This is a genomic window from Pseudomonas sp. GW456-E7 (assembly GCF_059424105.1).
In genome coordinates this window covers 53,748-77,759 of the sequence record NZ_JBWKZB010000032.1, presented here as the reverse complement: position 1 = coordinate 77,759, position 24,012 = coordinate 53,748, and the positions used below count along the sequence as shown (strand labels likewise).

The window sequence follows — 24,012 nt, the reverse complement described above, 5'->3', positions numbered from 1 at the left end:
GGGGAGCGCAGTGCGGGATGTACTGAAGCAAAAAAGGCCCGCCAGTATGACTGGGCGGGCCCGGGCAATGCTTGCATCGATAAAATCAGGCGCCCCTCACGAACGCCCAGTGCTCAGTCCACGTGATAGTGGACGGACAGCGTGCCTTTTTTCTGCGAAAGAGAGGCGATGGTGACTGCACCCAAATCCTTCAAGCTGCGTACATGGGTACCGCCACAACCGTAGGCGGGCAGTTCACCGAAGCCGATTTCCCGGGCGCCTTCGCGCAGTGAGGTCAGGCGCGGCAGGTCGTGGTCGATCCACTGACCGATGCCGTGCTCGATGACCTGGGCCTCGACGTCCTGCGCTGATTTGCCCGGCTGGAATTGCACACGGCCTTCACCAGGCCAGTGATGCGCCTTGATCGGCATCCAGCCCATGGCTTGGACAAAGTGGCCGATCAAATGGCCAGCCGAATGCATGCGCGTGTTGAACCGCCGGCGTTGTTCGTCGACGCGGATTGGCGTCATCCCGGTTTTTACCGGCTGGTCGACAAAATGAATGATCCGCTCGGGATCCTGAACCACGCGCAGCACCTGGCTTTCGCCGATCCAGCCAGTGTCGCAAGGTTGTCCACCGCCTTGGGGGTGGAACAAGGTCGCGCGCAAGACCACGGCAAACTCGTTTTCGTGGGGAGTGCATTCCAGGACTTCCACGTTGGCCTTGAGCTCATCACTATGGAAAAAAAGGCGCAGCGTCATATTCCGGGCTCGTATTGGTCATCAGTTTCTATTATAGAAAGCCTGTAAATACGTGATAATCCTGGCAAACATCAAAGGACTGTTGCGTTGTGAGCATAAATCTTCCACTGCCGTTGCTCGGTGAAATGGCGATTTTCGTCAAGGTTGTCGAGACGGGCAGTTTTTCCGAGGCAGCCCGTCAGTTGGGCTCTTCGCCCTCGGCGGTCAGTCGCAGCATTTCGCGCCTGGAGAAGGCGCTCGCCACCCGGTTGCTGCAACGAACCACGCGCAAGTTGCGTCTGAGCGACGGTGGCGAGGAGGTGTTCAAGCGGTGCCAGGAAATGGTCAATGCCGCGCGGTCAGTGATGGAAATCAGTGGCCAGTTCACCGATGAACCCGAGGGGCTGGTGCGTATCAGCGTGCCGAAAGCGGTGGGCCGGATCGTGATCCACCCGCACATGCCGGAGTTCTTGCGGCGTTATCCCAAGGTGGATGTGGAGCTGTTGCTTGAGGACCGCCAGGTCGATTTGATCGACGATCATGTCGACCTGGCGATTCGCATCACCGATCGACCGCCTGCGGGTCTGGTGGGGCGGCAGTTGCTGACCATCGATCATATGCTCTGCGCGACTCCGCAGTATCTGGCCGAGCACGGGACGCCGACTCATCCCCATGACTTGCTCAATCACAGTTGCATTTACCTGGGCGAAACACCCAGCGACGCACGCTGGAAATTCAAGAAAGGCGGCAAGACGGTAACCGTGGGAGTGCGCGGGCGATATGCCGCCAATCACACTGGCGTACGTTATGGCGCGGTGTTGCAGCACATCGGGATTGGCAGCCTGCCGTATTTCACGGCGCGCCATGCCCTGGAGAAGGGTTTGATGGTGCAAGTGCTGCCGGACTGGACCTTTCTGGCGTCCTATCACGGCGGCGCCTGGTTGCTGCATTCGCCAACCCGATACCTGCCGCCCAAGCTACGGGTGTTGATCGACTACCTGGTGGAGTGTCTGGCGAAGGAGCCGACGCTGGACAAGCCGGGTCGGTCGAATGGTCCGGGCTGGTCGCCATCGGAGTATGAATTGCCGGAGAGTGACGGGTTGTTTTGAAGGCAGAAACAAATGATCGCAGCCTTCGGCAGTTCCTGTAGGCGCTGCCAAAGGCTGCGATCTTTTGCAGATCAGTGCTTGCTGTCCTGGTTCGACAACGCCAGCAGCTGCTTTTCCTGGTTCCAGTCGAAAGGTTCGTCGTTCTGTTCGGCTTCGAAGCGACGCTCTTCCAGGGCCTGGTACAGGTCGATTTCATCATCGGGCATGTAATGCAGGCAGTCACCGGCGAAGTACCACAGCAGGTCGCGCGGTACCAGGTGCGCGATTTGCGGATAGCGAGTGATGACCTGGCACAGAATGTCCTGGCCCAGGTACTGGCTTTCGATCGGGTCGACAGGCAGTAACGCCAGCAGCTCGTCGAAGCGCTCGAGGAACAAGGCATGGCTTTCGTCGGGAACCTGCTCGGCCTCACCTACGGCGACCAGGATGCTGCGCAGGTGGTCGAGTAAAACGAGATGATCGGCAACGATGTTGGACACGAGATAAGTCCTCAAGAGCAAAACGGGCGCGGGAGTATAAAGCGCCCGCGCCCGTTTTTACATGTTTGAAGGGATCAGCGGACTTTTCCCCCGGCCAGTGCCAAAGCCTCCTGGTCAAAGTCATCGACATCGATCACCTTGCGCCGGGCCGCTTCGGCTTCACGCAGGGTCTGCGCTTCCACCGGCTGCAACACGCCAGCCTCGAGCGCGGCATCGATCAGCGACTCGCCGGCCAGCGGTTTGACCTGGCCGCTCTTGAGTGCCACATGCAGCTTTTTCTGCAGCGGCTGAGCGGCACTCAACAGGTTGCAGGCGTGTTGCAAGGCGCCGACCGGATCGTCGCTCGCCTGTGGGCGATAGCAACCCAGGAGCAATTCCTCCAGGGCGAGGTCGCCCTTGGCGCGGCCAATCAAGGCAGCGACTTCGGCCGCGAGCCTGTCCGAAGGCCCTTTGTGCCGGCGACCGAACGGGAACACGATCACCCGCAACAGGCAGCCCACGACTTTGTTCGGGAAGTTGTTCAGCAGCTCATCCATGGCCCGTTCCGCCTGACCCAGGCTTTCTTCCATGGCCCAGCTCACCAGTGGCGTCATGTACTCCGGTGTGTCGAGATCGTGATAGCGCTTGAGTGCGGCAGAGGCCAGGTAAAGGTTGCTCAGTACATCACCCAGTCGAGCGGACAGGCGTTCCCGGCGTTTCAGTGCGCCGCCCAGCAGCATCATGCTGAGGTCGGCGAGCAGGGCGAAAGCAGCGGCCTGGCGATTGAGGGCGCGGAAGTATCCCTGGCTGAGTTTGTCGCCCGGGGTGTGTTCGAGGTGCCCGAAACCGAGATTCAGCACCAGCGTACTGGCGGCGTTGCCAACGGCAAAACCGATGTGCTTGAGCAGCAGGCCGTCGAATTCTCTGAGCGCCTGATCCTTGTCTTCACGGCTGGCGAGGGCCATTTCCTTGAGCACGAAGGGGTGGCAGCGGATCGCGCCCTGGCCGAAGATCATCAGGTTGCGCGAGAGAATGTTCGCGCCTTCCACCGTGATAAAAATCGGCGCGCCGTTCCATTTGCGGCCCAGGTAATTGTTCGGCCCCATGATGATCGCCTTGCCGCCGTGCACATCCATGGCATCGCTGATGCAGTCGCGGCCGCGCTCGGTCAGGTGGTACTTGAGAATCGCCGACAGCACCGACGGTTTCTCGCCCAGGTCGACCGCATTGGCAGTCAGCATGCGGGCGGCGTCCATCATCCAGGCGTTGCCGCCAATGCGGGCCATGGCTTCCTGGATGCCCTCGAATGCGGCAATCGGTACATTGAACTGCTCGCGAATCTGCGCGTATTGGCCCGTCACCAGGCTGGTGAACTTGGCCATGCCGGTGCCCACCGCGGGCAGGGAAATCGAACGCCCCACCGACAGGCAATTCATCAGCATCATCCAGCCCTTGCCGAGCATTTCCTGGCCGCCAATGAGGAACTCCAGCGGGACGAACACGTCCTTGCCCGAGTTCGGGCCATTCATGAACGCGGCGCCCAACGGCAGATGCCGGCGGCCGATCTCGACACCGGCGATGTCGGTCGGAATCAGCGCCAGGCTGATGCCCAGGTCTTCCTTGTCGCCCAACAGGTGATCCGGGTCATAGGCCTTGAAGGCCAGGCCGAGGAGGGTGGCCACCGGTCCGAGGGTGATGTAGCGCTTTTCCCAGTTCAGGCGCAGGCCGAGAACCTCCTGGCCTTCCCATTGACCTTTGCAGATCACTCCGGAGTCTGGCATGCCGCCCGCGTCGGAGCCGGCCAGCGGACCGGTCAGGGCAAAGCACGGGATGTCATCGCCGCGTGCCAGGCGTGGCAGGTAATGATTGCGTTGTTCGTCGGTGCCGTAGTGCAGCAACAATTCGGCCGGGCCGAGGGAGTTGGGGACCATCACGGTGGAGGCAAGGTCGCCGCTGTGGCTCGCCAGTTTCATCGCCACTTGCGAGTGGGCATAGGCAGAGAAGCCTTTGCCGCCAAACTCCTTGGGGATGATCAGGGCGAAAAAACCGTTGTCCTTGATGAACGCCCAGGCTTCGGGCGGCAGGTCCATGGTTTGACCGAGCTGCCACTCATTGACCATGGTGCAGAGCGTTTCGGTCGGCCCGTCGATGAAAGCCTGTTCTTCTTCGTTCAATTGCGCTTTGGGATAGGACAGCAGTTTGCTCCAGTCCGGACGGCCACTGAACAGCTCTCCGTCCCACCACACCGTACCGGCGTCGATGGCATCGCGTTCGGTTTGCGACATCGGCGGCAGGGTTTTCTGGAACCAGTTGAACATCGGTGCGCTGAACAATTTGCGACGCAGGTCGGGCAGCAGCAAGGGCGCGGCGACGGCAGCGATCAATACCCAGAAAACCAGCAGCAACCAGCCCGGTGCGCGGCTGAAAGCGCCCATGGCCACGACATAGACGGCCACGATGACCAGGGCAGGTAGCGGGGCGATGCGGCGGTGGGCCAGATAAGCAATACCGACCAGCAGAACCAGTATCCACAACAGCAGCATATTTATTCCTCCGTGAAACCAGGGCGAACCAGCCCTCAGAGCTTAGACGGCATCCGCAAAACAGGCGGGTGGTCACCCAGGATGATTTTCGTGGGCCAGATGGGCCGCACACGTGGGAAAAACCTTCATTGAACGAGCGGCAAAGCGCCCATGTTTGGCCGAAACGTCGTTATCTCTGTGCTGAAGCTCTCGCTAGACTCGGGGCTTCCCCTGGAGATTATTCTCATGCACGAGTACCTGAGTCCCGGCCGCTTCATCGATAGTGACCATCCGTCCGTGGTGGAGTTCGCCGAAAAACACCGTGGTGCCAGTCGCGATCCGCTTGAACAGGCGATCAGTCTCTATTACGCCGTGCGCGAAGCGGTGCGCTACAACCCGTACACCTTCAGTCGCGATCCGCAGACCCTGCGCGGCAGTCATGCATTGGCGACCGGGGAAAGTTACTGCGTACCCAAGGCCACGTTGCTGGCAGGTGCAGCGCGGCATTGCGGGATTCCCGCGCGGATCGGCCTGGCGGATGTGCGCAATCATTTGTCGACGCCTCGGCTGCTTGAATTGCTCAAGAGCGACATGTTCGCCATGCACGGCTACACCGAGTTTTATTTGCAGGGTCGCTGGATCAAGGCGACGCCGGCGTTCAACCGCAAACTTTGCGAGCTGTTCAATGTGGCGCCGCTGGAATTCGACGGGATCAACGACAGCGTTTTTCATCCCTTCAACCGCGATGGCGCGAAGCTGATGGAGTACCTCGTCGATCACGGCCAGTTCGCCGACGTCCCTGAAGCGTTCTTTTTCGAACACCTGGAAAAATGCTATCCGCACCTGTTCGGTGAACAACTGCAACCGCTGTTGGGTGACATGCAGAGTGATTTGAGTCGCACCTGATCCGGCGTATGCTGCCTGCCCACTTATCGAAAAAGAGGCGGTCATGCTGAAGATCTGGGGTCGGAAAAACTCATCGAATGTGAGAAAGCCATTGTGGGCCGCCGAAGAACTGGGCCTGGCCTACGAGGCGATCGATGCCGGTGGCGCCTTTGGTGTCGTCGATACGCCCGAGTACCGCGCCATGAATCCCAATGGTCGCGTGCCTGTCATTGAAGACGACGGTTTCGTGCTGTGGGAATCCAACGCCATCGTGCGTTACCTGATGGCCCGCCACGCCGCCGACACGGCCTGGTACCCCGCGGATCTGCAAGCCCGTGCCAGCGCCGACAAATGGATGGACTGGACCACCTCAAGCTTTGCCGGCCCGTTCCGTACCGTGTTCTGGGGTGTGCTGCGTACCCCGGCAGACCAGCAGGACTGGCCCGCCATCGAGGCGGCGATCAAGGAGTGCGACACGCTGCTGACGATGGCCGACCAGGCGTTGGCGAACAAGCCTTACCTGTCCGGAGACGAGATCGGCATGGGTGATATTCCCCTGGGCAGTTTCATTTATGCCTGGTTCGAGATGCCGATCGAGCGTGCGCCACAACCGCATCTGCAGGCCTGGTACGCGCGGTTGAAACAGCGTCCGGCGTATCAAAAGGCGGTCATGACCGCGTTGACTTAATACTCACTATCGACACGCTTGACTGTACTTGTGTGGCGGCGACAAGCACCATTGTGCCAGGTTGTTGCGGTTGTATTGTTCGCCGCCGCCCATACTTATCCCTTTCTTCCCTTCTTGGTGCGTAAATCAGATATGAGTTCCGCTCTGTCCATCCGGCAGCTAACCAAAACCTACGGCAACGGTTTCCAGGCCCTGAGTGGTATCGATCTGGACGTCGCCGAAGGTGACTTTTTCGCCTTGCTCGGCCCCAACGGCGCCGGCAAATCCACGACCATCGGCATTCTTTCGACCCTGGTGAACAAGACCAGCGGCACGGTGAATATCTTCGGTCACGACCTGGACCGCAATCCTGCGCAGCTCAAGCGCTGCATCGGCGTGGTGCCTCAGGAATTCAACTTCAACCAGTTCGAAAAGACCTTTGACATCGTCGTGACCCAGGCCGGCTACTACGGCATCCCGGCGAAAATCGCCAAGGAACGCGCCGAACAGTACCTGACCCAACTGGGGCTGTGGGACAAGAAGGACGTGCCGTCGCGTTCACTGTCCGGCGGCATGAAGCGTCGCCTGATGATCGCCCGCGCGCTGGTTCATGAACCGCGCCTGCTGATCCTCGACGAACCGACTGCCGGGGTGGACATCGAACTGCGTCGCTCGATGTGGAGCTTCCTCACCGAGCTGAACCAGAAAGGCATCACCATCATCCTCACCACCCATTACCTGGAAGAGGCTGAGCAGTTGTGCCGCAACATCGGCATCATCGATCACGGCACCATCGTCGAGAACACCAGCATGCGTCAGTTGCTCAGCCAACTGCATGTCGAAACCTTTCTGCTGGACCTCAAGGGCGACCTGCCGGCCGCGCCTCAGTTGCTCGGCTACCCGTCCCGGCTGATCGACAGCCACACCCTGGAAGTCCAGGTGGAAAAGTCCATGGGCATCACCGCGCTGTTCACCCAGCTGGCGCAGCAGAACATCGAAGTGCTGAGCCTGCGTAACAAAACCAATCGCCTCGAGGAGTTGTTCGTGTCCCTGGTGGAGAAAAATCTGTCGAAGGTGGCGGTATGAGTTCCGAGTTGCGCCCCAACCTCATTGCCCTCAACACCATCGTTTACCGTGAAGTCCGGCGTTTCACCCGGATCTGGCCGCAGACCCTGCTGCCGCCGGCCATCACCATGGTCCTGTACTTCGTGATCTTCGGTAACCTGATCGGTCGGCAAATTGGCGACATGGGTGGCTTCACCTACATGGAGTACATCGTGCCGGGGTTGATCATGATGTCGGTGATCACCAACTCCTACGGCAACGTGGTGTCGAGTTTCTTCGGCAGCAAATTCCAGCGTTCCATCGAAGAGCTGATGGTCTCGCCGCTGTCGCCGCACACCATCCTGATCGGCTACACCCTGGGCGGCGTGCTGCGTGGGTTGATGGTGGGGATCATCGTGACCCTGCTGTCGCTGTTCTTCACCCACTTGCAGGTGCATCACCTGGGCGTGACCATTCTGGTGGTGGTGCTGACGGCGACCATCTTCTCGCTGCTGGGCTTCATCAACGCCGTGTTTGCGCGCAACTTCGATGATATTTCGATCATTCCGACTTTCGTGCTGACGCCACTGACCTACCTGGGCGGGGTCTTCTACTCGATCACCTTGCTGCCACCGTTCTGGCAGACCGTCTCGCTGGCCAACCCGGTGCTGCACATGGTCAACGCATTCCGCTACGGCATCCTCGGCGTATCGGATATCCGCATCAGTGTGGCCATCGCTTTCATGCTGGTGGCGACCGTAGTGCTGTATATCGGTTGTGCACGGTTGCTGGTCAGCGGACGCGGGATGCGCACCTGACCTTCCTTGTAGGAGCTGCCGCAGGCTGCGATCTTTTGGCTTTTAACGGGCCCAAATCAAGATCAAAAGATCGCAGCCTGCGGCAGCTCCTACAAGGGGTGGATGGCAGATGTAAAAACGGCGCCCTGGGGCGCCGTTTTGCATTTTCACATCCGGCTCTTCTTGCGCCGCTTCCATTGCCTGGCCACCCACCAGCGCCAATACGCCATCACCATGAAGTAGGACAGCGCGCCGAGTGCCAGCCCCGTCACCACCGAACCCAACAGAAACGGTTGCCACAAGGTCGAGATTTCGCCCCTGATCCATTCCCAGGTCAGTGAGTCCGGCAACTGCCGGGTGGGGACGTCCATCAGCCAGGCGCCGGTCTGGTAGGTGCAAAAGAACACGGCAGGCATGGTGATCGGGTTGGTCAGCCAGACCAGGCTCACGGCGATCGGCATGTTGCCGCGCACGATAATGGCGAGGGTTGCCGCCAGCAGCATCTGCAGCGGGATTGGCAGGAATGCCGCGAACAAACCCACCGCCATGGCACGGGCCACGGAGTGGCGGTTGAGGTGCCACAGGTTAGGGTCATGCAGCAGCGTGCCGAGAAAGCGTAAGGACTTGTGTTCCCTGATGCTCATCGGGTCTGGCATGTAACGTTTGAATAAGCGCCGGGGCATAAGGCTTCTCGGTCGGTCAGGGTGGCAAGTATGTCTGGATTCTATGAACTGCCCATTCAGACTTTGTGACAATTGATAACGGCGCCCGCGCGACGGGCGGGCTAAGCCTTGGAGGGGACTCTCAAGGACGGGCTTATGCGCACAGGGATGATGGCGTTGGCGCTGGGTCTGCTGACTTTGCGTTTTTTACCGGCGTTGCCGCCGGTCTGGTTGTGGCTGGCGATGCCGGTGGCGGGTTTGATGTTGTTGCCGTTCAGGACGTATCCGGTGGCGTTTTACCTGTTCGGTCTGAGTTGGGCCTGCGCGAATGCGCAATGGGCGCTGGATGACCGGTTGCCGCCGGCGCTGGACGGAGAAACCCGCTGGGTCGAAGGGCGGGTCACTGGCTTGCCCCGACATGAGGACGGTGTCGTGCGTTTTGAATTGACCGACATCCAGTCCCGGCGTACCCGGCTGCCGCGGCAAATGCGCCTGGCCTGGTACGGCGGGCCGCCGGTGAACAGTGGTGAACGCTGGCGTCTGGCAGTCAAATTGAAGCGCCCGGTCGGGCTCCTCAATCCGCAGGCGTTCGATTACCAGGCCTGGTTGCTGGCACAACACATCGGGGCGACCGGGACGGTCAAGCAGGGCGAACGCCTTGCGCCAGCCCAATGGGCCTGGCGCGATGGCATCCGCCAGCGTTTGCAGGCTGTGGATGCCCAGGGGCGAGGCGGCGCGTTGACGGCGTTGGTGCTCGGGGATGGTGCCGGGCTGAGTCGCGAAGACTGGCAGGTATTGCAGGACACCGGCACGGTGCATCTGTTGGTGATTTCCGGGCAGCACATCGGCTTGCTGGCGGGCGTCGTGTATCTGCTGGTTGTCGGCCTGGCCCGCCTTGGGTTATGGCCGAACCGTCTGCCATGGTTGCCTTGGGCGTGTGGCCTGGCATTCGCCGCTGCACTCGGTTACGGGATGCTGGCCGGATTCGGGGTGCCGGTGCGACGAGCCTGCCTGATGCTGGGTCTGGTGTTGTTGTGGCGTCTGCGGTTCCGTCATCTCGGTGCATGGTGGCCGCTGTTGCTGGCGCTCTGCGGCATTTTGCTGCTGGAGCCGCTGGCGAGTCTCCAGCCTGGTTTCTGGCTGTCTTTCGTGGCCGTGGCCGTCTTGATATTGACCTTCGGCGGCCGGTTGGGTCCCTGGCGATGGTGGCAAACCTGGACCCGTGCCCAGTGGCTGATTGCAATCGGATTGTGCCCATTACTGTTGATATTGGGATTGCCGATCAGCCTTAGCGGTCCGGCAGCCAATTTGCTGGCGGTGCCGTGGATCAGTCTGCTGGTGTTGCCACCGGCGTTGCTCGGGACATTGCTGTTGCCGGTGCCCTACGTGGGTGAGGGCCTGTTGTGGCTGGCGGGCGGTTTGATCGGTGGGTTGTTCAGGGTCCTGGCGTTGTTGGCCGAGGTGCTACCGGCGTGGGTGCCGGAAGCGATTCCTTTGGGGGTATGGAGCCTCGGCGTGCTGGGCGCTTTTCTACTGCTGTTACCGCGTGGCGTTCCGCTGCGCCCGTTGGGTTGGCCTCTGCTGCTGTTGCTGGTGTCCCCACCCCGGTCATTGCTGCCGGAAGGCATCGCTGAAGTCTGGCAGTTGGACGTGGGGCAGGGGCTGGCTGTTCTGGTGCGCACCCGGCATCACACTCTGCTGTATGACGCCGGCCCACGATTCGGTGAGCTCGACCAGGGGGAGCGGGTCGTACTGCCGACATTGCGCAAACTGGGGGTGAAGGGCCTCGACCTGATGCTGATCAGCCACGCCCACGCCGACCATGCCGGCGGTGCCCGGGCAATTGCCAAGGGCTTGCCTGTGAAACAGGTGGTCAGTGGTGAACCGTCAGACTTGCCTGTGGAGTTGCAGGCCGGGCGTTGTGAGAACGGCCGGCAATGGACTTGGGATGAAGTCGATTTCCAGCTTTGGCACTGGCCATTGGCCGGCGACAGCAACCAGAACTCTTGTGTCTTGTTGATCGAGGCCAATGGCGAGCGGTTGCTGTTGAGTGGAGACATTGATGCCGCCGCCGAGAGAGCCCTGCTGGACAGTCCGTTGGCCGTGCCCACCGATTGGCTGCAGGCGCCACACCACGGCAGTCGCAGTTCGTCGTCAAACGCCCTGCTGGATGCCCTGCAACCTAAAGGGGCGCTGATCTCCCGCGGCCAGGGCAATTCGTTTGGCCATCCGCATCCCACGGTCATCGCGCGTTATCAAAAACGTGGAATGGCGATCTACGACAGCGTCGAGCAGGGTGCCATTCGTCTGCAATTGGGACGCTTCGAGCCGCCATGGTCAATGCGCCAGGAACGGCGTTTCTGGCGCGATCCGCCGCCCTTGAACCCATGACCGAGCGTTATCAAAGCCCGACCGGATGCGACATCACGGTCTTCGGTGCTTGCACCCCCTATGTTAGAGTGGCGCACTTTTTCGAGGGGGCTGTCACTGTGTGGGAATTGGTCAAATCCGGCGGCTGGATGATGCTGCCGATCATTTTGAGCTCCATCGCGGCCATGGCGATCGTTGCCGAGCGTCTGTGGACCCTGCGGGCCAGCCGCGTGACCCCGGAGCACTTGCTCGGGCAGGTCTGGGTCTGGATCAAGGACAAACAGCTCAATAAAGAAAAACTCAAGGAACTGCGCGCCAACTCCCCGTTGGGCGAAATCCTGGCGGCCGGCCTGGCCAACTCCAAGCATGGTCGCGAGATCATGAAGGAGTGTATCGAAGAGGCTGCTCAACGGGTCATCCATGAGCTCGAGCGCTACGTCGCCGCCCTCGGCACCATCGCCGCCATGGCGCCGTTGCTGGGCCTGCTGGGTACGGTGCTGGGCATGATCGATATTTTCAGTGCGTTCACAGGCTCAGGCATGACCACCAACGCTTCGGTATTGGCCGGTGGTATTTCCAAGGCCCTGATCACCACCGCCGCGGGCCTGATGGTGGGTATCCCTGCAGTGTTTTTCCACCGTTTCCTGCAACGCCGGATCGATGAGCTGGTGGTGGGCATGGAGCAGGAAGCGATCAAGCTGGTCGAAGTGGTACAGGGCGATCGCGACGTGGACCTGACCGGGAGCAAAGCGTGAAATTCCGCCGCAAACCACGGGAAACGGTGGACATCAACCTCGCATCGCTGATCGACGTGGTGTTCATCCTGTTGCTGTTTTTTGTCGTGACCACCACCTTCACCCGTGAAACCCAGTTGCGCGTCGATCTGCCGGAAGCCGTCAGCGGTACGCCGGCCGACGATCAGAGCAAGCCGCTGGACATCGCCATCAGCGCCGACGGCGTGTTCTCGGTGAACAACCAGATCCTGCCGAAAAGTGACCTGGCCTCGCTGATGGACGCGCTGCAAAAAGAAGCCAACGGCGACACCAACCGGCCGCTGTCCATCAGTGCTGACGGCAAGACTGCGCATCAGTCCGTGGTGACAGCCATGGATGCCGCCGGCAAACTCGGCTTCAGTCACTTGCGCATGACCACCATCGAGGCGGCGCCCCCGGCGCCCTGATGGCCATGTCCGATCGATTGCTCGCCGCGTGGTACGCAGGTCATCCGGCCCTGAAACTGTTGCAGCCACTGGAATGGCTGTACCGGCGCGTGGTCATGAACAAGCGCAAGCGCTTTCTGGCGGGTGAGGGCGAGATCTACCAGCCGCCGGTGCCGCTGATCGTGGTCGGCAATATCACCGTGGGAGGCACCGGCAAGACGCCGCTGATTCTATGGATGATCGAGCACTGCCAGCGCAGCGGCCTGCGGGTCGGCGTGGTCAGCCGTGGCTATGGCGCCAAACCGCCGCAGTCGCCGTGGCGGGTCGAGGCCGAGCAGAGCGCCGACGTTGCCGGTGACGAGCCACTGCTGATCGTCCAGCGCACGGGCGTGCCGCTGATGATCGACCCCAATCGCAGTAACGCCGTCAGAGCCTTGCTGGCCAGTGAACCGCTGGACCTGATCCTGTCCGACGACGGCATGCAGCACTACCGCCTGGCTCGCGACCTCGAACTGGTGCTGATCGACGCTGCCCGCGGCCTGGGCAACCGCCGTTGCCTGCCCGCCGGGCCGTTGCGCGAACCGGTCGAGCGCCTGCAAAGCGTCGACGCGGTCCTCTACAACGGTGCCGCATCCGACCGCGACGATGGCTTTGCCTTTCAATTGCAACCCACCGCGCTGGTCAATCTGCGCAGTGGCGAACGCCGTCCCCTCGACCATTTTCCTGCCGGCCAGGCCCTGCACGCGGTGGCCGGTATCGGCAATCCGCAACGTTTCTTCAAGACCCTCGAAACGCTACACTGGCGGCCTGTTCCACATGCGTTTGCCGACCACGCCGAATACAGCGTGGAGGCGTTGAATTTCACACCGTCATTGCCGTTGGTGATGACGGAAAAAGACGCGGTGAAATGCCGTGCCTTTGCCGCCGCCGATTGGTGGTACCTGGCGGTCGATGCCGTGCCGTCGCCGGCCTTCGTGGCCTGGTTCGACACACAGTTGATGCGCCTGCTGCCGGATCGTTTGTTGCCTTAACTCCGTTTTTTCCAGGGAATGCTCATGGACACCAAATTGCTCGACATCCTCGCTTGCCCGGTCTGCAAAGGCCCGCTCAAGCTCAGCGCCGACAAGACCGAGCTGATCAGCAAGGGCGCCGGCCTGGCCTACCCGATTCGCGATGGCATCCCGGTGATGCTCGAGTCGGAAGCACGCACCCTGACCACCGATGAGCGTCTGGATAAATGACCACAGCCTTTACCGTCGTCATTCCATCGCGTTATGCCTCCACCCGCCTGCCAGGCAAGCCGCTGCTGCTGATCGCCGGCAAGCCGATGATCCAGCACGTCTGGGAACAGGCGAGCAAAAGCAGTGCCGGGCGGGTGGTGGTTGCCACTGACGACGCGCGCATCGTCGAGGCCTGCAATGGCTTCGGTGCAGAAGTGGTGCTGACCCGTGAAGATCACAATTCCGGCACCGATCGCCTGGCCGAAGTCGCGATGAAGCTGGGCCTGGCGCCCGATGCCATCGTCGTCAACGTCCAGGGCGACGAGCCGCTGATCCCGCCGAGCGTGATTGATCAGGTGGCCGCCAATCTGGCGGCCCACGCTGAAGCACGCATGGCCACCCTGGCCGAGCCGATCGAAGACGCGGACACCCTGTTCAATCCCAACGTGGTCAAGGTCGTCAGCGACCTCAATGGCCTGGCGCTGACGTTCAGTCGCTCCACCTTGCCCTGGGCGCGGGATGCACTTGCCGTGAACCCTGGGCAGTTGCCGGAAGGTGTGCCGTATCGCCGCCATATCGGCATCTATGCCTACCGCGCCGGTTTCCTGCAGGATTTCGTCAACTGGGGTCCATGCTGGCTGGAAAACACCGAGTGCCTGGAACAGCTGCGTGCCCTGTGGCACGGCGTGCGGATCCACGTGGCCGACGCATTGATCGCGCCGCCGGCCGGTGTCGATACCGCTGAAGACCTTGAGCGCGTTCGTCGCCTGCTGGAGGCGTGATGCGCGTTTTGTTCGTGTGCCTGGGCAACATCTGCCGTTCTCCCACGGCCGAAGGCGTGCTGCGGCACAAACTGCGCGAAGCGGGGCTGGCCGATCAGGTTGAGGTCGCTTCCGCCGGCACCGGTGACTGGCATGTCGGCAAGGCGCCGGACAAGCGCAGCCAGGCCGCGGCGAAGCTGCGCGGTTACGACTTGTCGGCCCAGCGCGCCCGGCAAGTCAGCCGCGCCGATTTTGCCACCTACGACCTGATCCTCGCGATGGACAACAGCAACCTGCGCAACCTCAAGGCCTTGCAGCCTGCCAAGGGCAAGGCTGAGCTGGATCTGTTCCTGCGCCGTTACCAGTCGCCGATCGATGAAGTGCCGGACCCGTACTACGACGGCGAGCAAGGCTTCGAGCAGGTGTTGGACCTGATCGAGCGCGCCAGTGATTTGCTGGTGATTGAATTGAAGGGACGGTTATGAGTTTGCAGGTTCGATCGCAGGTTTCGCTCAAGCCGTTCAACAGCTTTGGCGTGGATGTCCAGGCCCGGCTGTTTGCCGAGGCCCATAGCGACGCCGATGTGCGGGAGGCCCTGGCCTACGGGCTGGAGCACAAGGTCCCGGTACTGGTGATCGGCGGTGGCAGCAACCTGCTGCTGACGGCGGATATCGATTCGCTGGTGCTGCGCATGGCCACTCGCGGGATTCGCGTGCAGAGCGATGACGGTAGCAAAGTGGTGATCGAGGCCGAGGCGGGCGAGCCCTGGCATCCCTTTGTGCAACACACCCTGGCGCTTGGGTTGTCCGGCCTGGAAAACCTCAGCCTGATTCCCGGCACCGTGGGTGCTGCACCGATGCAGAACATCGGCGCCTATGGGGTCGAGATCAAGGACGTGTTCGCTGGCCTGACCGCCCTCGATCGCCAGACCGGCGAACTGCGCGACTTCAGCCTGGGGGAGTGCAACTTTGCCTACCGCGACAGCCTGTTCAAGCAGGAACCGGGGCGCTGGTTGATCCTGCGTGTGCGTTTCGCCCTCGACCGTGCCGCGCACTTGCACCTGGAGTACGGCCCGGTGCGTCAGCGCTTGACCGAACAAGGTATCGACCATCCGACCGCCAGCGATGTCAGCCGGGCCATTTGCAGCATCCGCAACGAAAAACTCCCGGATCCGGCCGTACTCGGCAATGCCGGCAGTTTTTTCAAGAATCCCTTGGTGTCGGCGGCGCTGGCTGCACGGCTCAAGGGCGAGTACCCGGATCTGGTGGCCTATGCGCAACCCGACGGGCAGATGAAACTGGCCGCTGGCTGGTTGATCGAGCGGGCAGGCTGGAAAGGTTTTCGCGATGCCGACGCTGGTGTTCACAAGCTGCAGGCGCTGGTGCTGGTCAACTATGGCGGCGCAACGGGCCTGCAATTGCTGAACCTGGCGCAGCGCATCCAGAAAGACATTGCAGAGCGATTCCATGTCGACCTGGAAATGGAACCGAACCGGTATTGATGAGGCAGCCGCGAGCTACAAGCCTCAAGCGGCAAGCTACAATCCTTAAATTCAGGCTCTTCGCTGTTTTGCTTTTACTTAAAGCTTGCAGCTTAAAGCTTGCAGCTAAAAAGCCCTGTCTCAGCAGGGCTTTTTTTTTGTTAATGCTCGGTTAACTTAGTCAGCTAACGATGCACTCTCTTGCTCCACCAAAGGCCCGGTGCAGACCGTTTGCGTCTGCATAAGAGAGCCGATTAGCCTGAGTCGATCTGCGTGCGACCCACCGAGATCCAGCGGCAGATTGCTCGACCCCATCACTCAAGATCCGTGCGGGCGTGCCCATGATTACCCTGAAGCTCAATGGTCAAGATCATCAACTCGACGTCACCGAGGACATGCCGCTGCTCTGGGCGATCCGCGACGTGGCCGGTTACAACGGCACCAAATTCGGCTGCGGCATGGGCCTGTGCGGGGCCTGCACCATTCATATCGAAGGGGCTCCGGCACGCAGTTGCATCACGCCCATCGGTTCCGTCGTCGGTCAGAATGTCAGCACCATCGACAACCTGCACGCCGACCCGATCGGCAAAGTCGTCCAGCAAGCCTGGCTCGACACGGCGGTCGCCCAATGCGGTTTCTGCCAGGGTGGGCAAATCATGTCGGCGACGGCGCTGCTCAAGACCACCCCTAACCCCAGCGACGAGCAGATTGAAGAAGCGATGGTCGGCAACATCTGCCGCTGCGGCACCTACAACCGCATCAAGACCGCCATTCGCCAGGCCTCCACTCACCTGAAGGAGGCCAAGGCATGAGCCGGTTACCGAATGATTTCACCCTGAGCAATCTGAGCCAGCTCAGTCGCCGCGGCTTTCTCAAAGGCGTGGGCGCCACCAGTGCGCTGGTATTGGCGGCGAGCTGGGGCTGGCAAGACGCCTTTGCCGAAGAAAAAGACAAGAAGTTCGGTGCCGACGGCATGCCCCACGGCTGGGTCGACGATCCGAAAGTCTATGTGAGCATTGCCGCCGATGGCACGGTAACCGTGATCTGCAACCGCTCGGAAATGGGGCAGGGCGTGCGCACCAGCCTGACCATGGTGGTGGCTGATGAACTGGAAGCCGATTGGGCGCGGGTCAAGGTGCAGCAGGCCCCGGGCGATGAAGCACGCTTCGGCAACCAGGACACCGACGGCTCACGCAGCATGCGCCACTGGTATGAGCCGATGCGCCGTTGCGGGGCTGCTGCACGTGCCATGCTGGAACAGGCCGCTGCTGACCAGTGGAAAGTGTCGGTGGGCGAGTGCCATGCGCAACTGCATAAAGTCATCCATAAACCCTCGGGCCGCGAACTGGATTATGGTGCGCTCGCCGCCGCTGCCAGCGCTTTGGCCGTACCGGCGCGTGACAGCCTGAGGCTCAAGCAGCCTTCGGAATTTCGTTACATCGGCAAGGAAGGCACCAAGGCCATCGACGGTGAAGACATCGTCAACGGCCGTGCGGTGTACGGTGCCGACGTGCATTTCGACGGCATGCTGTACGCGACCATTGCGCGGCCTGCGGTGTATGGCGGCAAAGTCAAAAGTTTCGATGGCAGCGCGGCGATGAAAGTCCCCGGCGTGGTCAAGGTGCTGCAGATCGAAAGCCGTCCGTTGCCTTCGGAGTTCCAGCCCCTGGGTGGCATCGCCGTGGTGGCGAGCAATACCTGGGCGGCGATCAAGGGCCGCGAGGCGCTGAAAATCGAGTGGGATGACGGCCCCAACGCCAGCTACGACTCGATCGCCTATCGCAAGGAGCTCGAAGCGGCCTCGCTCAAGCCTGGCAAGGTGGTGCGCAATACCGGCAACATAGACGAAGCCATGAGCAGCGCCGACAGTACGCTGGACGCCTCTTACTATTTGCCGCATTTGTCACAGTCGCCGATGGAACCGATGGTCGCCATTGCGCGGTTCAAGGACGGTGCGTGCGAGGCCTGGGGCCCAAGCCAGGCGCCACAGGTCACCCGGGAACGGATCGGTGAACGCCTGGGGCTGCCATTCGAAAAGGTCACGTTCAACGTGACCTTGCTGGGCGGTGGATTCGGGCGCAAGTCCAAGCCTGACTTCATCATCGAAGCGGCGATCCTCGCCAAGGAATTCCCCGGCAAAGCGGTGCGGGTGCAATGGACCCGCGAAGACGACATTCATTGTTCCTACTTCCACACCGTATCGGCCGAATACCTCAAGGCCAGCCTGAACAAGGACGGCCTGCCGTCCGGCTGGTTGCACCGTACGGTCGCGCCGAGCATCACGGCGTTGTTTGCGCCGGGCATGAACCATGAGGCGGCGTTCGAACTGGGCATGGGCTTCACCAACATGGCCTATGCGATCCCCAACATTCGCCTGGAAAACCCCGAGGCCACGGTGCATACCCGCGTCGGCTGGTATCGCTCGGTGTCGAACATTCCCCATGGCTTCGCGATCCAGAGCTTTATCGATGAGCTGGCGCACAAGGCCGGGGAAGATCCGCTGAAGTACCAGATCAGGTTGCTCGGCCCGGACCGTCAGATCGATCCGCGCACCTTGAGCGAAGAGTGGAACTACGGAGAATCCCCCGAGCGCTATCCGATCGACACCGCGCGTCTGCGCACGGTACTGGAGACCGCCGCCAAAGCCGCCGGATGGGGGCGTGAGCTGCCCAAGGGGCGCGGCCTGGGCCTGGCGGTGCATTACAGCTTCGTGACCTACGTGGCGGCGGTGATCGAGGTGGAGGTCAAAGACGACGGCACGCTGGTGGTGCACAAGGCCGACATCGCCGTCGATTGCGGACCGCAGATCAATCCCGAGCGGATTCGCGCGCAATTCGAGGGTGCCTGCGTCATGGGCCTGGGTAATGCGGTGCTCGGGGAAATCAGCTTCAAGGACGGCAAGGTCCAGCAGGATAACTTCCACATGTACGAAGTGGCGCGCATGTCCCTGGCGCCGAAAGAAGTGGCTGTGCATCTGGTGACGCCACCGGGTGATGTGCCATTGGGCGGGGTTGGTGAGCCGGGCGTGCCACCGATTGCGCCGGCCCTGTGCAATGCGATCTTTGCAGCCACCGGCAAACGCATCCGCAACCTGCCGGTTCGTTATCAGTTGTCGGGCTGGCAGCAGGCCGGAGCCTGATGGACAGCGCCGACCTGAACGTCCTGCGCAGTGTGCTGCAATGGCAGCGCGCCGGTCAGCGGGTGGTGTTGTACAGCGTGGTCGAAACCTGGGGCACGGCGCCCCGGGCACCCGGCGCCATGCTGGCCCTGCGTGAAGACGGCGTGGTGATTGGTTCGGTTTCCGGCGGGTGTGTCGAGGATGACTTGATCGCCCGGCTGCACGGCGGCCGTCTCGCACTGGACGGGCCGCCGGTGCAACTGATCACGTACGGCGTGACCCGCGAGGAAGCCGCGCGTTTCGGCTTGCCCTGTGGCGGCACCTTGCGCTTGACCGAGGAGCGCATCGACGATGGGGATTGGGTCGAGCAACTGCTGTCCCGATGCGAGGCCCATGAAATCGTTGCCCGTGAACTGAACCTGGCCACCGGCGAAGTGCTTCTGCGGCCGGCCACTAAAACTGATGTCTTGACGTTCGACGGTCTGACCTTGCGGGCGATCTATGGGCCGCGTTGGCGCTTGCTGTTGATCGGCGCGGGGCAGCTGTCGCGCTATGTCGCGGAAATGGCTCGTTTGCTGGATTTCGAAGTGCTGATTTGCGATCCACGCAGCGAGTTCGTCTATGGCTGGGAAGAGCAGCACGGACGATTCGTCTCGGGCATGCCGGATGAGGCAGTATTGAATATCCAGACCGATGAACGCACGGCCATCGTGGCCTTGACCCATGATCCGCGCCTGGACGACATGGCGTTGCTCACGGCCCTGGATTCCAAAGCCTTTTACGTTGGAGCGCTGGGGTCGCGGGTCAACAGCCAGAAGCGCCGGGAGAACCTGGCTCAACTGGGATTGTCGCAAGCAGCGATTGACCGTTTGCATGGTCCGATCGGCTTGCACATCGGCAGTCATAATCCAGCGGAAATTGCCTTGTCGCTCATGGCGGAAATCGTGGCGGTCAAAAATGGCGTCGAACTGAAACAGAAGAAAGTCTGGCGGGAGAAGGTATGAGCGAGTCCATTGGCGTCGTCGTACTGGCGGCTGGGCAGGGCAGTCGGTTTCGCCAGGTGGCGGGTACTGAAAAGGATAAGTTGGTGGCCGATTGCACCGGGCGTGACGGCGTGGTGCGGTCCGTCATCGAGCACACATTGGTCAACCTGCCGGCGACGCTGGGCAAACGCGTATTGGTCACCACTGCTGACCGCCCGCAAGTGATTCGCATGGCTCAGGCCTATGGCTGCGAGATTGTGCTGATCGAATCGACCGGCATGGGCGACAGCATTGCCGCCGGGGTCGCCGCCTGCAAACAACTCGATGGCTGGCTGATGGTACTGGGGGATATGCCGTTCATCCTGCCGTCCAGTATCGAGCAAGTGGTGGCGGGTATTGGCAATGACAGCATCAGTGTGCCGGTACAGGGTGGTAAGTATGGGCATCCGGTCGGGTTTGGGCGGGACTTCGCAGCGGGGTTGATGGCGCTATCGGGGGATCGTGGCGCGAAACCGCTGTTTGCCCAGGGGCGGGTGGTCGAAGTGACTGTGGATGATCCCGGTGTGTTGTGGGATGTGGATGTGCCTGAGGCACTAGCCTTCAGGCCAGCATAGGCCCTTGTGGGAGCGAGCTTGCTCGCGATAGCGGCGGATCAGCTAGCACCAATGTTGAATATCATTCCGCTATCGCGAGCAAGCTCGCTCCCACAGGGGATTGGGGGATATTCAGGGATATAAAAAAAGCCCCGCCTGGGTTCACCAGGCGGGGCTTTTCAGTGGCCGATGGAATCAGGCGAGAGGTTTGGTCTCGTGCTCTTTTTCCAGGGCTTGCTCGTGTTGCTCTACCGCTTCCTGAACGGAACGCGGCGCTTCGTGGATCACCGACTCGGCCGGCTCGGCAACCACTTCGGCGGCCGGGGCAGGCGCTGCCTCAACCGCTTCAGCCGGAGCCGCAGCGGCAGCCAGCTCAGCTTCCTTCTGCAGACGCTCGGCTTCACGCTTGCGACGACGCACTTCACGCGGGTCGTTAGGCGCACGGCCACTTGGCGTCAGGGCGCTGACAGGCGCGGCTTCGACGACCGGCGCAGGCGCTTGGGTAACGACCTCAGCTTCAACGACAGGCGCTTCAACCACCGCTGCTGGAGCCGGTTCCGCGGCGGCAACCACCGGCTCGGAAACCATGGCTTCGGCCACTTGGGTCTCGGCAGCAGGCGCTGGTGTTTCAGCGACGGCTGGCTCGGCCACCCAGTTGAACGCCGTTTGCTCTTCACGCACTTCGCGAACGGTTTCAGTCACGGTCTCGACGACAGCTTCTGCAGCTACGGCAGGAGCTTCAACCACTGGAGCCGGCTCGACAGCCGCTTCAACGGCTGGCTGTGCTTCAGGTGCTGGCGCCACTTCGATTTCCGGCGAGGCGGTGACTTCGACCGGTGTGGTCGCTTCAACGGCTGGCGCTTCAACCTGAGCCGCTTCCAGGGTCGCGGCAGTGGCGCGTTCGGCTTGCACATTGGCTTCAGCTTCGGCTGGAGCGCTGATCACGCTGCTGGCAACGGCTGCGGTGACAGCCAGGCCGGCGGCCAGATCGGCAGTGCTTGGCGCTTCGGCATTTTCGCCGGACTCGGACTCTTCCGAACCTTCGATCACGTTGCCGTTGGCGTCACGCTGACGCTCGCGACGGTTGCTGCGACGACGCTGGCCACGGGAACGGCGGCGTGGACGATCGCCTTCGGCGTTTTCCTGACCCTCTTCCTGCAGTTGCTCTTCGTTGGTGGTCAGTTCTTCTTCGGCAGCGGCGGCGGCAGCTTGTTCGGCACGAGGCTGACGCTCTTCACGCGGTGGGCGTGGAGCACGCTCTTCACGGGGCTGGCGAGCCGGACGCTCTTCTGCGGTAGCAGCGGCGGCCGGAGCAGCCGGAGCGGCATCCAGAGGCTCGCGCAGTTCACGCACGCGTTCTTCACGCTCGCCACGTGGCTTGCGATCTTCACGTGGAGCGCGCGGTGCACGTTCTTCACGAGGCGCGCGTGGTGCGCGTTCTTCGCGAGCGACTGCCGGGGTTTCTTCACGGGACTCGCGAGGCTCGCGCACTTCGCGTGGCTGACGCTCTTCACGCGGAGCGCGCTCTTCACGCGGTGCACGTTCTTCGCGAGGCTTGCGCTCTTCATCGCGGCGACCGTTACGGTTGCGGCTCTGCTGGCGACCGTTGCGACGCTCTTCGTTGCGGGCCGGACGCTCGGCGGCTGGCTTTTCAACCACAACCGGCGCGACAGGCTCTTCCTTGGTGGCGAACAGGCTCACCAGCGACTTCACCAGGCCTTTGAACAGGCTTGGCTCAGGCACGACGGCCGGAGCCGGGGCCGGAGCGGCAACTTCGGTCGGAACCGGAGCGTTGGCGCGGGCCGGAGCGGTCTTGACCGCGGCTTCCTGGCGAACCAGGGTGCGGGTCGCAGCGGCAGGCTGGACTTCTTCGACTTCGGCAGCGGCAGCGGCGATTTCGTAGCTGGACTGGTTGGTCGCCGCTTCCGGGCTGTCATCACGCAGGCGTTGCACTTCGAAGTGCGGCGTCTCGAGGTGATCGTTCGGCAGGATGACGATGCGGGCGCGGGTGCGCAGTTCGATCTTGGTGATCGAGTTGCGTTTTTCGTTGAGCAGGAACGCAGCCACCGGGATCGGCACTTGTGCGCGAACTTCGGCGGTACGGTCTTTCAGGGCTTCTTCTTCGATCAGGCGCAGGATCGCCAGGGACAGCGATTCAACGTCACGGATGATGCCGGTGCCGTTGCAACGCGGGCAGACGATGCCGCTGCTTTCGCCCAGGGATGGACGCAGACGCTGACGGGACATTTCCAGCAGGCCGAAGCGCGAGATGCGACCGACTTGCACGCGAGCGCGGTCGGCTTCCAGGCATTCGCGGACTTTCTCTTCCACGGCGCGCTGGTTCTTGGCAGGGGTCATGTCGATGAAGTCGATGACGATCAGGCCGCCGATGTCGCGCAGGCGCAACTGACGGGCGATTTCTTCGGCCGCTTCAAGGTTGGTCTGCAGCGCGGTTTCTTCGATGTCGCTGCCTTTGGTGGCGCGCGCCGAGTTGATGTCGATGGACACCAGGGCTTCGGTCGGATCGATCACGATGGAACCGCCGGAAGGCAGTTCGACGACGCGCTGGAAAGCGGTTTCGATCTGGCTTTCGATCTGGAAGCGGTTGAACAGCGGAACGCTGTCTTCGTAGAGCTTGATCTTGCTGGCGTACTGCGGCATCACCTGGCGGATGAAGGTCAGGGCTTCGTCCTGGGCTTCAACGCTGTCGATCAGCACTTCGCCGATGTCCTGGCGCAGGTAGTCGCGGATCGCGCGGATGATCACGTTGCTTTCCTGGTAGATCAGGAACGGCGCGGCGCGGTCCAGCGAGGCTTCCTTGATGGCGGTCCACAGTTGCAGCAGGTAGTCGAGGTCCCACTGCATTTCTTCGCTGCTGCGGCCAAGGCCGGCAGTGCGCACGATCAGGCCCATGTCGGCCGGGGCAACCAGACCGTTCAGGGCTTCACGCAGTTCGTTGCGCTCTTCGCCTTCGATGCGACGGGAGATACCGCCGGCACGCGGGTTGTTCGGCATCAGCACCAGGTAACGACCGGCCAGGCTGATGAAGGTGGTCAGGGCAGCGCCCTTGTTGCCACGTTCTTCTTTTTCGACCTGAACGATGACTTCCTGGCCTTCGCTCAGGACGTCCTTGATGTTGACGCGACCTTCCGGGGCTTTCTTGAAGTATTCGCGGGAGATTTCTTTGAGGGGCAGGAAGCCGTGGCGCTCAGAGCCGAAATCGACAAAGGCAGCCTCGAGGCTTGGTTCGATGCGAGTAATCCGGCCTTTATAGATGTTGGCCTTCTTCTGCTCGCGTGCACCGGATTCGATGTCCAGGTCGTAGAGGCGCTGGCCATCTACCAGTGCAACACGCAACTCTTCGGGTTGAGTTGCGTTAATCAGCATTCTTTTCATGTAGTACCGTCGGTTTCCGGGCTGCCGGAAACGGCGTTCGGCACACACGACTTCTCACGGTCGGTGTCA

General features: G+C 61.7%; 22 protein-coding genes. 17 read left to right on the top strand and 5 right to left on the bottom strand.

Annotation, left to right across the window (positions count from 1 at the left end):
- Positions 1-113 precede the first annotated feature (113 nt).
- Complete coding sequence (locus tag AC07YV_RS20010) at positions 114-740, bottom strand: alanyl-tRNA editing protein (protein ID WP_102700918.1); 627 nt, start codon at positions 738-740, stop codon at positions 114-116.
- Positions 741-829: 89 nt separating this feature from the next.
- On the opposite strand from AC07YV_RS20010, the gene AC07YV_RS20005 reads away from it, so the two are divergent.
- Positions 830-1,828, top strand: a complete 999-nt coding sequence (locus AC07YV_RS20005) for a LysR family transcriptional regulator (RefSeq protein ID WP_102700917.1) — start codon at positions 830-832, stop codon at positions 1,826-1,828.
- Positions 1,829-1,899: 71 nt separating this feature from the next.
- Here the strand turns inward: AC07YV_RS20005 and AC07YV_RS20000 are convergent, their stop codons facing one another.
- The gene (locus tag AC07YV_RS20000) at positions 1,900-2,307 is read right to left on the bottom strand and encodes a PA2817 family protein (RefSeq protein WP_007972361.1); all 408 of its coding nucleotides are present in this window, start codon (positions 2,305-2,307) and stop codon (positions 1,900-1,902) included.
- Positions 2,308-2,381: 74 nt separating this feature from the next.
- Positions 2,382-4,829: an acyl-CoA dehydrogenase gene (locus AC07YV_RS19995; RefSeq protein ID WP_102700916.1), complete on the bottom strand. Its 2,448-nt coding sequence runs from the start codon at positions 4,827-4,829 to the stop codon at positions 2,382-2,384.
- 225 nt (positions 4,830-5,054) lie between these two features.
- Here AC07YV_RS19995 and AC07YV_RS19990 point away from each other — a divergent pair, with 225 nt between their 5' ends.
- The 4 genes from AC07YV_RS19990 (at position 5,055) to AC07YV_RS19975 (ending at position 8,222) form a co-directional block, all read left to right on the top strand.
- Positions 5,055-5,714 (top strand): transglutaminase-like domain-containing protein, encoded by a 660-nt coding sequence (locus tag AC07YV_RS19990; protein ID WP_102700915.1) that lies wholly within the window; start codon positions 5,055-5,057, stop codon positions 5,712-5,714.
- Positions 5,715-5,757: 43 nt separating this feature from the next.
- Complete coding sequence (locus tag AC07YV_RS19985) at positions 5,758-6,381, top strand: glutathione S-transferase family protein (RefSeq protein ID WP_102700914.1); 624 nt, start codon at positions 5,758-5,760, stop codon at positions 6,379-6,381.
- Positions 6,382-6,513: 132 nt separating this feature from the next.
- Positions 6,514-7,446: an ABC transporter ATP-binding protein gene (locus AC07YV_RS19980; protein ID WP_102700913.1), complete on the top strand. Its 933-nt coding sequence runs from the start codon at positions 6,514-6,516 to the stop codon at positions 7,444-7,446.
- Positions 7,443-8,222, top strand: coding sequence for an ABC transporter permease (locus tag AC07YV_RS19975; protein WP_007972352.1), 780 nt, complete (start codon positions 7,443-7,445; stop codon positions 8,220-8,222). Before AC07YV_RS19980 ends, AC07YV_RS19975 begins: the two co-directional genes overlap by 4 nt.
- A 146-nt stretch (positions 8,223-8,368) precedes the next feature.
- Here the strand turns inward: AC07YV_RS19975 and AC07YV_RS19970 are convergent, their stop codons facing one another.
- Positions 8,369-8,884, bottom strand: coding sequence for a DUF2062 domain-containing protein (locus AC07YV_RS19970; protein ID WP_102700912.1), 516 nt, complete (start codon positions 8,882-8,884; stop codon positions 8,369-8,371).
- Positions 8,885-9,019: 135 nt separating this feature from the next.
- Here AC07YV_RS19970 and AC07YV_RS19965 point away from each other — a divergent pair, with 135 nt between their 5' ends.
- From AC07YV_RS19965 to AC07YV_RS19910, 12 genes are all read left to right on the top strand, one after another.
- Entirely contained in the window at positions 9,020-11,254 is a 2,235-nt protein-coding gene (locus AC07YV_RS19965; protein WP_102700911.1) for a DNA internalization-related competence protein ComEC/Rec2, read from the top strand.
- Between the two features lie 98 nt (positions 11,255-11,352).
- Positions 11,353-11,988, top strand: coding sequence for a MotA/TolQ/ExbB proton channel family protein (locus AC07YV_RS19960; RefSeq protein ID WP_015096396.1), 636 nt, complete (start codon positions 11,353-11,355; stop codon positions 11,986-11,988).
- Entirely contained in the window at positions 11,985-12,413 is a 429-nt protein-coding gene (locus AC07YV_RS19955; RefSeq protein WP_007972252.1) for an ExbD/TolR family protein, read from the top strand. The genes AC07YV_RS19960 and AC07YV_RS19955 overlap by 4 nt, the downstream gene beginning before the upstream one ends.
- The gene (gene lpxK, locus AC07YV_RS19950) at positions 12,413-13,423 is read left to right on the top strand and encodes a tetraacyldisaccharide 4'-kinase (RefSeq protein WP_102700910.1); all 1,011 of its coding nucleotides are present in this window, start codon (positions 12,413-12,415) and stop codon (positions 13,421-13,423) included. The genes AC07YV_RS19955 and lpxK overlap by 1 nt, the downstream gene beginning before the upstream one ends.
- A 24-nt stretch (positions 13,424-13,447) precedes the next feature.
- Positions 13,448-13,633: a Trm112 family protein gene (locus AC07YV_RS19945; protein WP_003179363.1), complete on the top strand. Its 186-nt coding sequence runs from the start codon at positions 13,448-13,450 to the stop codon at positions 13,631-13,633.
- Entirely contained in the window at positions 13,630-14,394 is a 765-nt protein-coding gene (gene kdsB, locus AC07YV_RS19940) for a 3-deoxy-manno-octulosonate cytidylyltransferase (RefSeq protein WP_102700909.1), read from the top strand. Before AC07YV_RS19945 ends, kdsB begins: the two co-directional genes overlap by 4 nt.
- Positions 14,394-14,858 (top strand): low molecular weight protein-tyrosine-phosphatase, encoded by a 465-nt coding sequence (locus AC07YV_RS19935; RefSeq protein WP_102673880.1) that lies wholly within the window; start codon positions 14,394-14,396, stop codon positions 14,856-14,858. The genes kdsB and AC07YV_RS19935 overlap by 1 nt, the downstream gene beginning before the upstream one ends.
- Positions 14,855-15,874 (top strand): UDP-N-acetylmuramate dehydrogenase, encoded by a 1,020-nt coding sequence (gene murB, locus AC07YV_RS19930; protein WP_102700908.1) that lies wholly within the window; start codon positions 14,855-14,857, stop codon positions 15,872-15,874. The genes AC07YV_RS19935 and murB overlap by 4 nt, the downstream gene beginning before the upstream one ends.
- A gap of 320 nt (positions 15,875-16,194) precedes the next feature.
- Positions 16,195-16,665 (top strand): (2Fe-2S)-binding protein, encoded by a 471-nt coding sequence (locus AC07YV_RS19925; RefSeq protein ID WP_102700907.1) that lies wholly within the window; start codon positions 16,195-16,197, stop codon positions 16,663-16,665.
- Positions 16,662-18,992, top strand: a complete 2,331-nt coding sequence (locus tag AC07YV_RS19920) for a xanthine dehydrogenase family protein molybdopterin-binding subunit (protein WP_102700906.1) — start codon at positions 16,662-16,664, stop codon at positions 18,990-18,992. The genes AC07YV_RS19925 and AC07YV_RS19920 overlap by 4 nt, the downstream gene beginning before the upstream one ends.
- Positions 18,992-19,975 carry an XdhC family protein gene (locus AC07YV_RS19915; protein WP_102700905.1) on the top strand — a complete coding sequence of 328 codons (984 nt, stop codon included), beginning with the start codon at positions 18,992-18,994 and terminating at the stop codon, positions 19,973-19,975. Before AC07YV_RS19920 ends, AC07YV_RS19915 begins: the two co-directional genes overlap by 1 nt.
- Positions 19,972-20,568: a nucleotidyltransferase family protein gene (locus AC07YV_RS19910; RefSeq protein ID WP_102700904.1), complete on the top strand. Its 597-nt coding sequence runs from the start codon at positions 19,972-19,974 to the stop codon at positions 20,566-20,568. The genes AC07YV_RS19915 and AC07YV_RS19910 overlap by 4 nt, the downstream gene beginning before the upstream one ends.
- 174 nt (positions 20,569-20,742) lie before the next feature.
- Here AC07YV_RS19910 and rne read toward each other — a convergent pair whose 3' ends face one another.
- A complete protein-coding gene (gene rne, locus AC07YV_RS19905) occupies positions 20,743-23,943 on the bottom strand; it encodes a ribonuclease E (RefSeq protein WP_102700903.1) in 3,201 nt (1,066 codons plus the stop codon).
- Positions 23,944-24,012: the final 69 nt, after the last annotated feature.

Bases quoted from the DNA above. Each gene is read 5' to 3' on its own strand.
- AC07YV_RS20010 (WP_102700918.1), bottom strand. From the start codon at position 740: ATGACGCTGCGCCTTTTTTTCCATAGTGATGAGCTCAAGGCCAACGTG.
- AC07YV_RS19995 (WP_102700916.1), bottom strand. From the start codon at position 4,829: ATGCTGCTGTTGTGGATACTGGTTCTGCTGGTCGGTATTGCTTATCTG.
- AC07YV_RS19990 (WP_102700915.1), top strand. From the start codon at position 5,055: ATGCACGAGTACCTGAGTCCCGGCCGCTTCATCGATAGTGACCATCCG.
- AC07YV_RS19985 (WP_102700914.1), top strand. From the start codon at position 5,758: ATGCTGAAGATCTGGGGTCGGAAAAACTCATCGAATGTGAGAAAGCCA.
- AC07YV_RS19980 (WP_102700913.1), top strand. From the start codon at position 6,514: ATGAGTTCCGCTCTGTCCATCCGGCAGCTAACCAAAACCTACGGCAAC.
- AC07YV_RS19975 (WP_007972352.1), top strand. From the start codon at position 7,443: ATGAGTTCCGAGTTGCGCCCCAACCTCATTGCCCTCAACACCATCGTT.
- AC07YV_RS19970 (WP_102700912.1), bottom strand. From the start codon at position 8,884: ATGCCCCGGCGCTTATTCAAACGTTACATGCCAGACCCGATGAGCATC.
- AC07YV_RS19965 (WP_102700911.1), top strand. From the start codon at position 9,020: ATGCGCACAGGGATGATGGCGTTGGCGCTGGGTCTGCTGACTTTGCGT.
- lpxK (WP_102700910.1), top strand. From the start codon at position 12,413: ATGGCCATGTCCGATCGATTGCTCGCCGCGTGGTACGCAGGTCATCCG.
- AC07YV_RS19945 (WP_003179363.1), top strand. From the start codon at position 13,448: ATGGACACCAAATTGCTCGACATCCTCGCTTGCCCGGTCTGCAAAGGC.
- kdsB (WP_102700909.1), top strand. From the start codon at position 13,630: ATGACCACAGCCTTTACCGTCGTCATTCCATCGCGTTATGCCTCCACC.
- AC07YV_RS19935 (WP_102673880.1), top strand. From the start codon at position 14,394: ATGCGCGTTTTGTTCGTGTGCCTGGGCAACATCTGCCGTTCTCCCACG.
- murB (WP_102700908.1), top strand. From the start codon at position 14,855: ATGAGTTTGCAGGTTCGATCGCAGGTTTCGCTCAAGCCGTTCAACAGC.
- AC07YV_RS19925 (WP_102700907.1), top strand. From the start codon at position 16,195: ATGATTACCCTGAAGCTCAATGGTCAAGATCATCAACTCGACGTCACC.
- AC07YV_RS19920 (WP_102700906.1), top strand. From the start codon at position 16,662: ATGAGCCGGTTACCGAATGATTTCACCCTGAGCAATCTGAGCCAGCTC.
- AC07YV_RS19915 (WP_102700905.1), top strand. From the start codon at position 18,992: ATGGACAGCGCCGACCTGAACGTCCTGCGCAGTGTGCTGCAATGGCAG.
- AC07YV_RS19910 (WP_102700904.1), top strand. From the start codon at position 19,972: ATGAGCGAGTCCATTGGCGTCGTCGTACTGGCGGCTGGGCAGGGCAGT.
- rne (WP_102700903.1), bottom strand. From the start codon at position 23,943: ATGAAAAGAATGCTGATTAACGCAACTCAACCCGAAGAGTTGCGTGTT.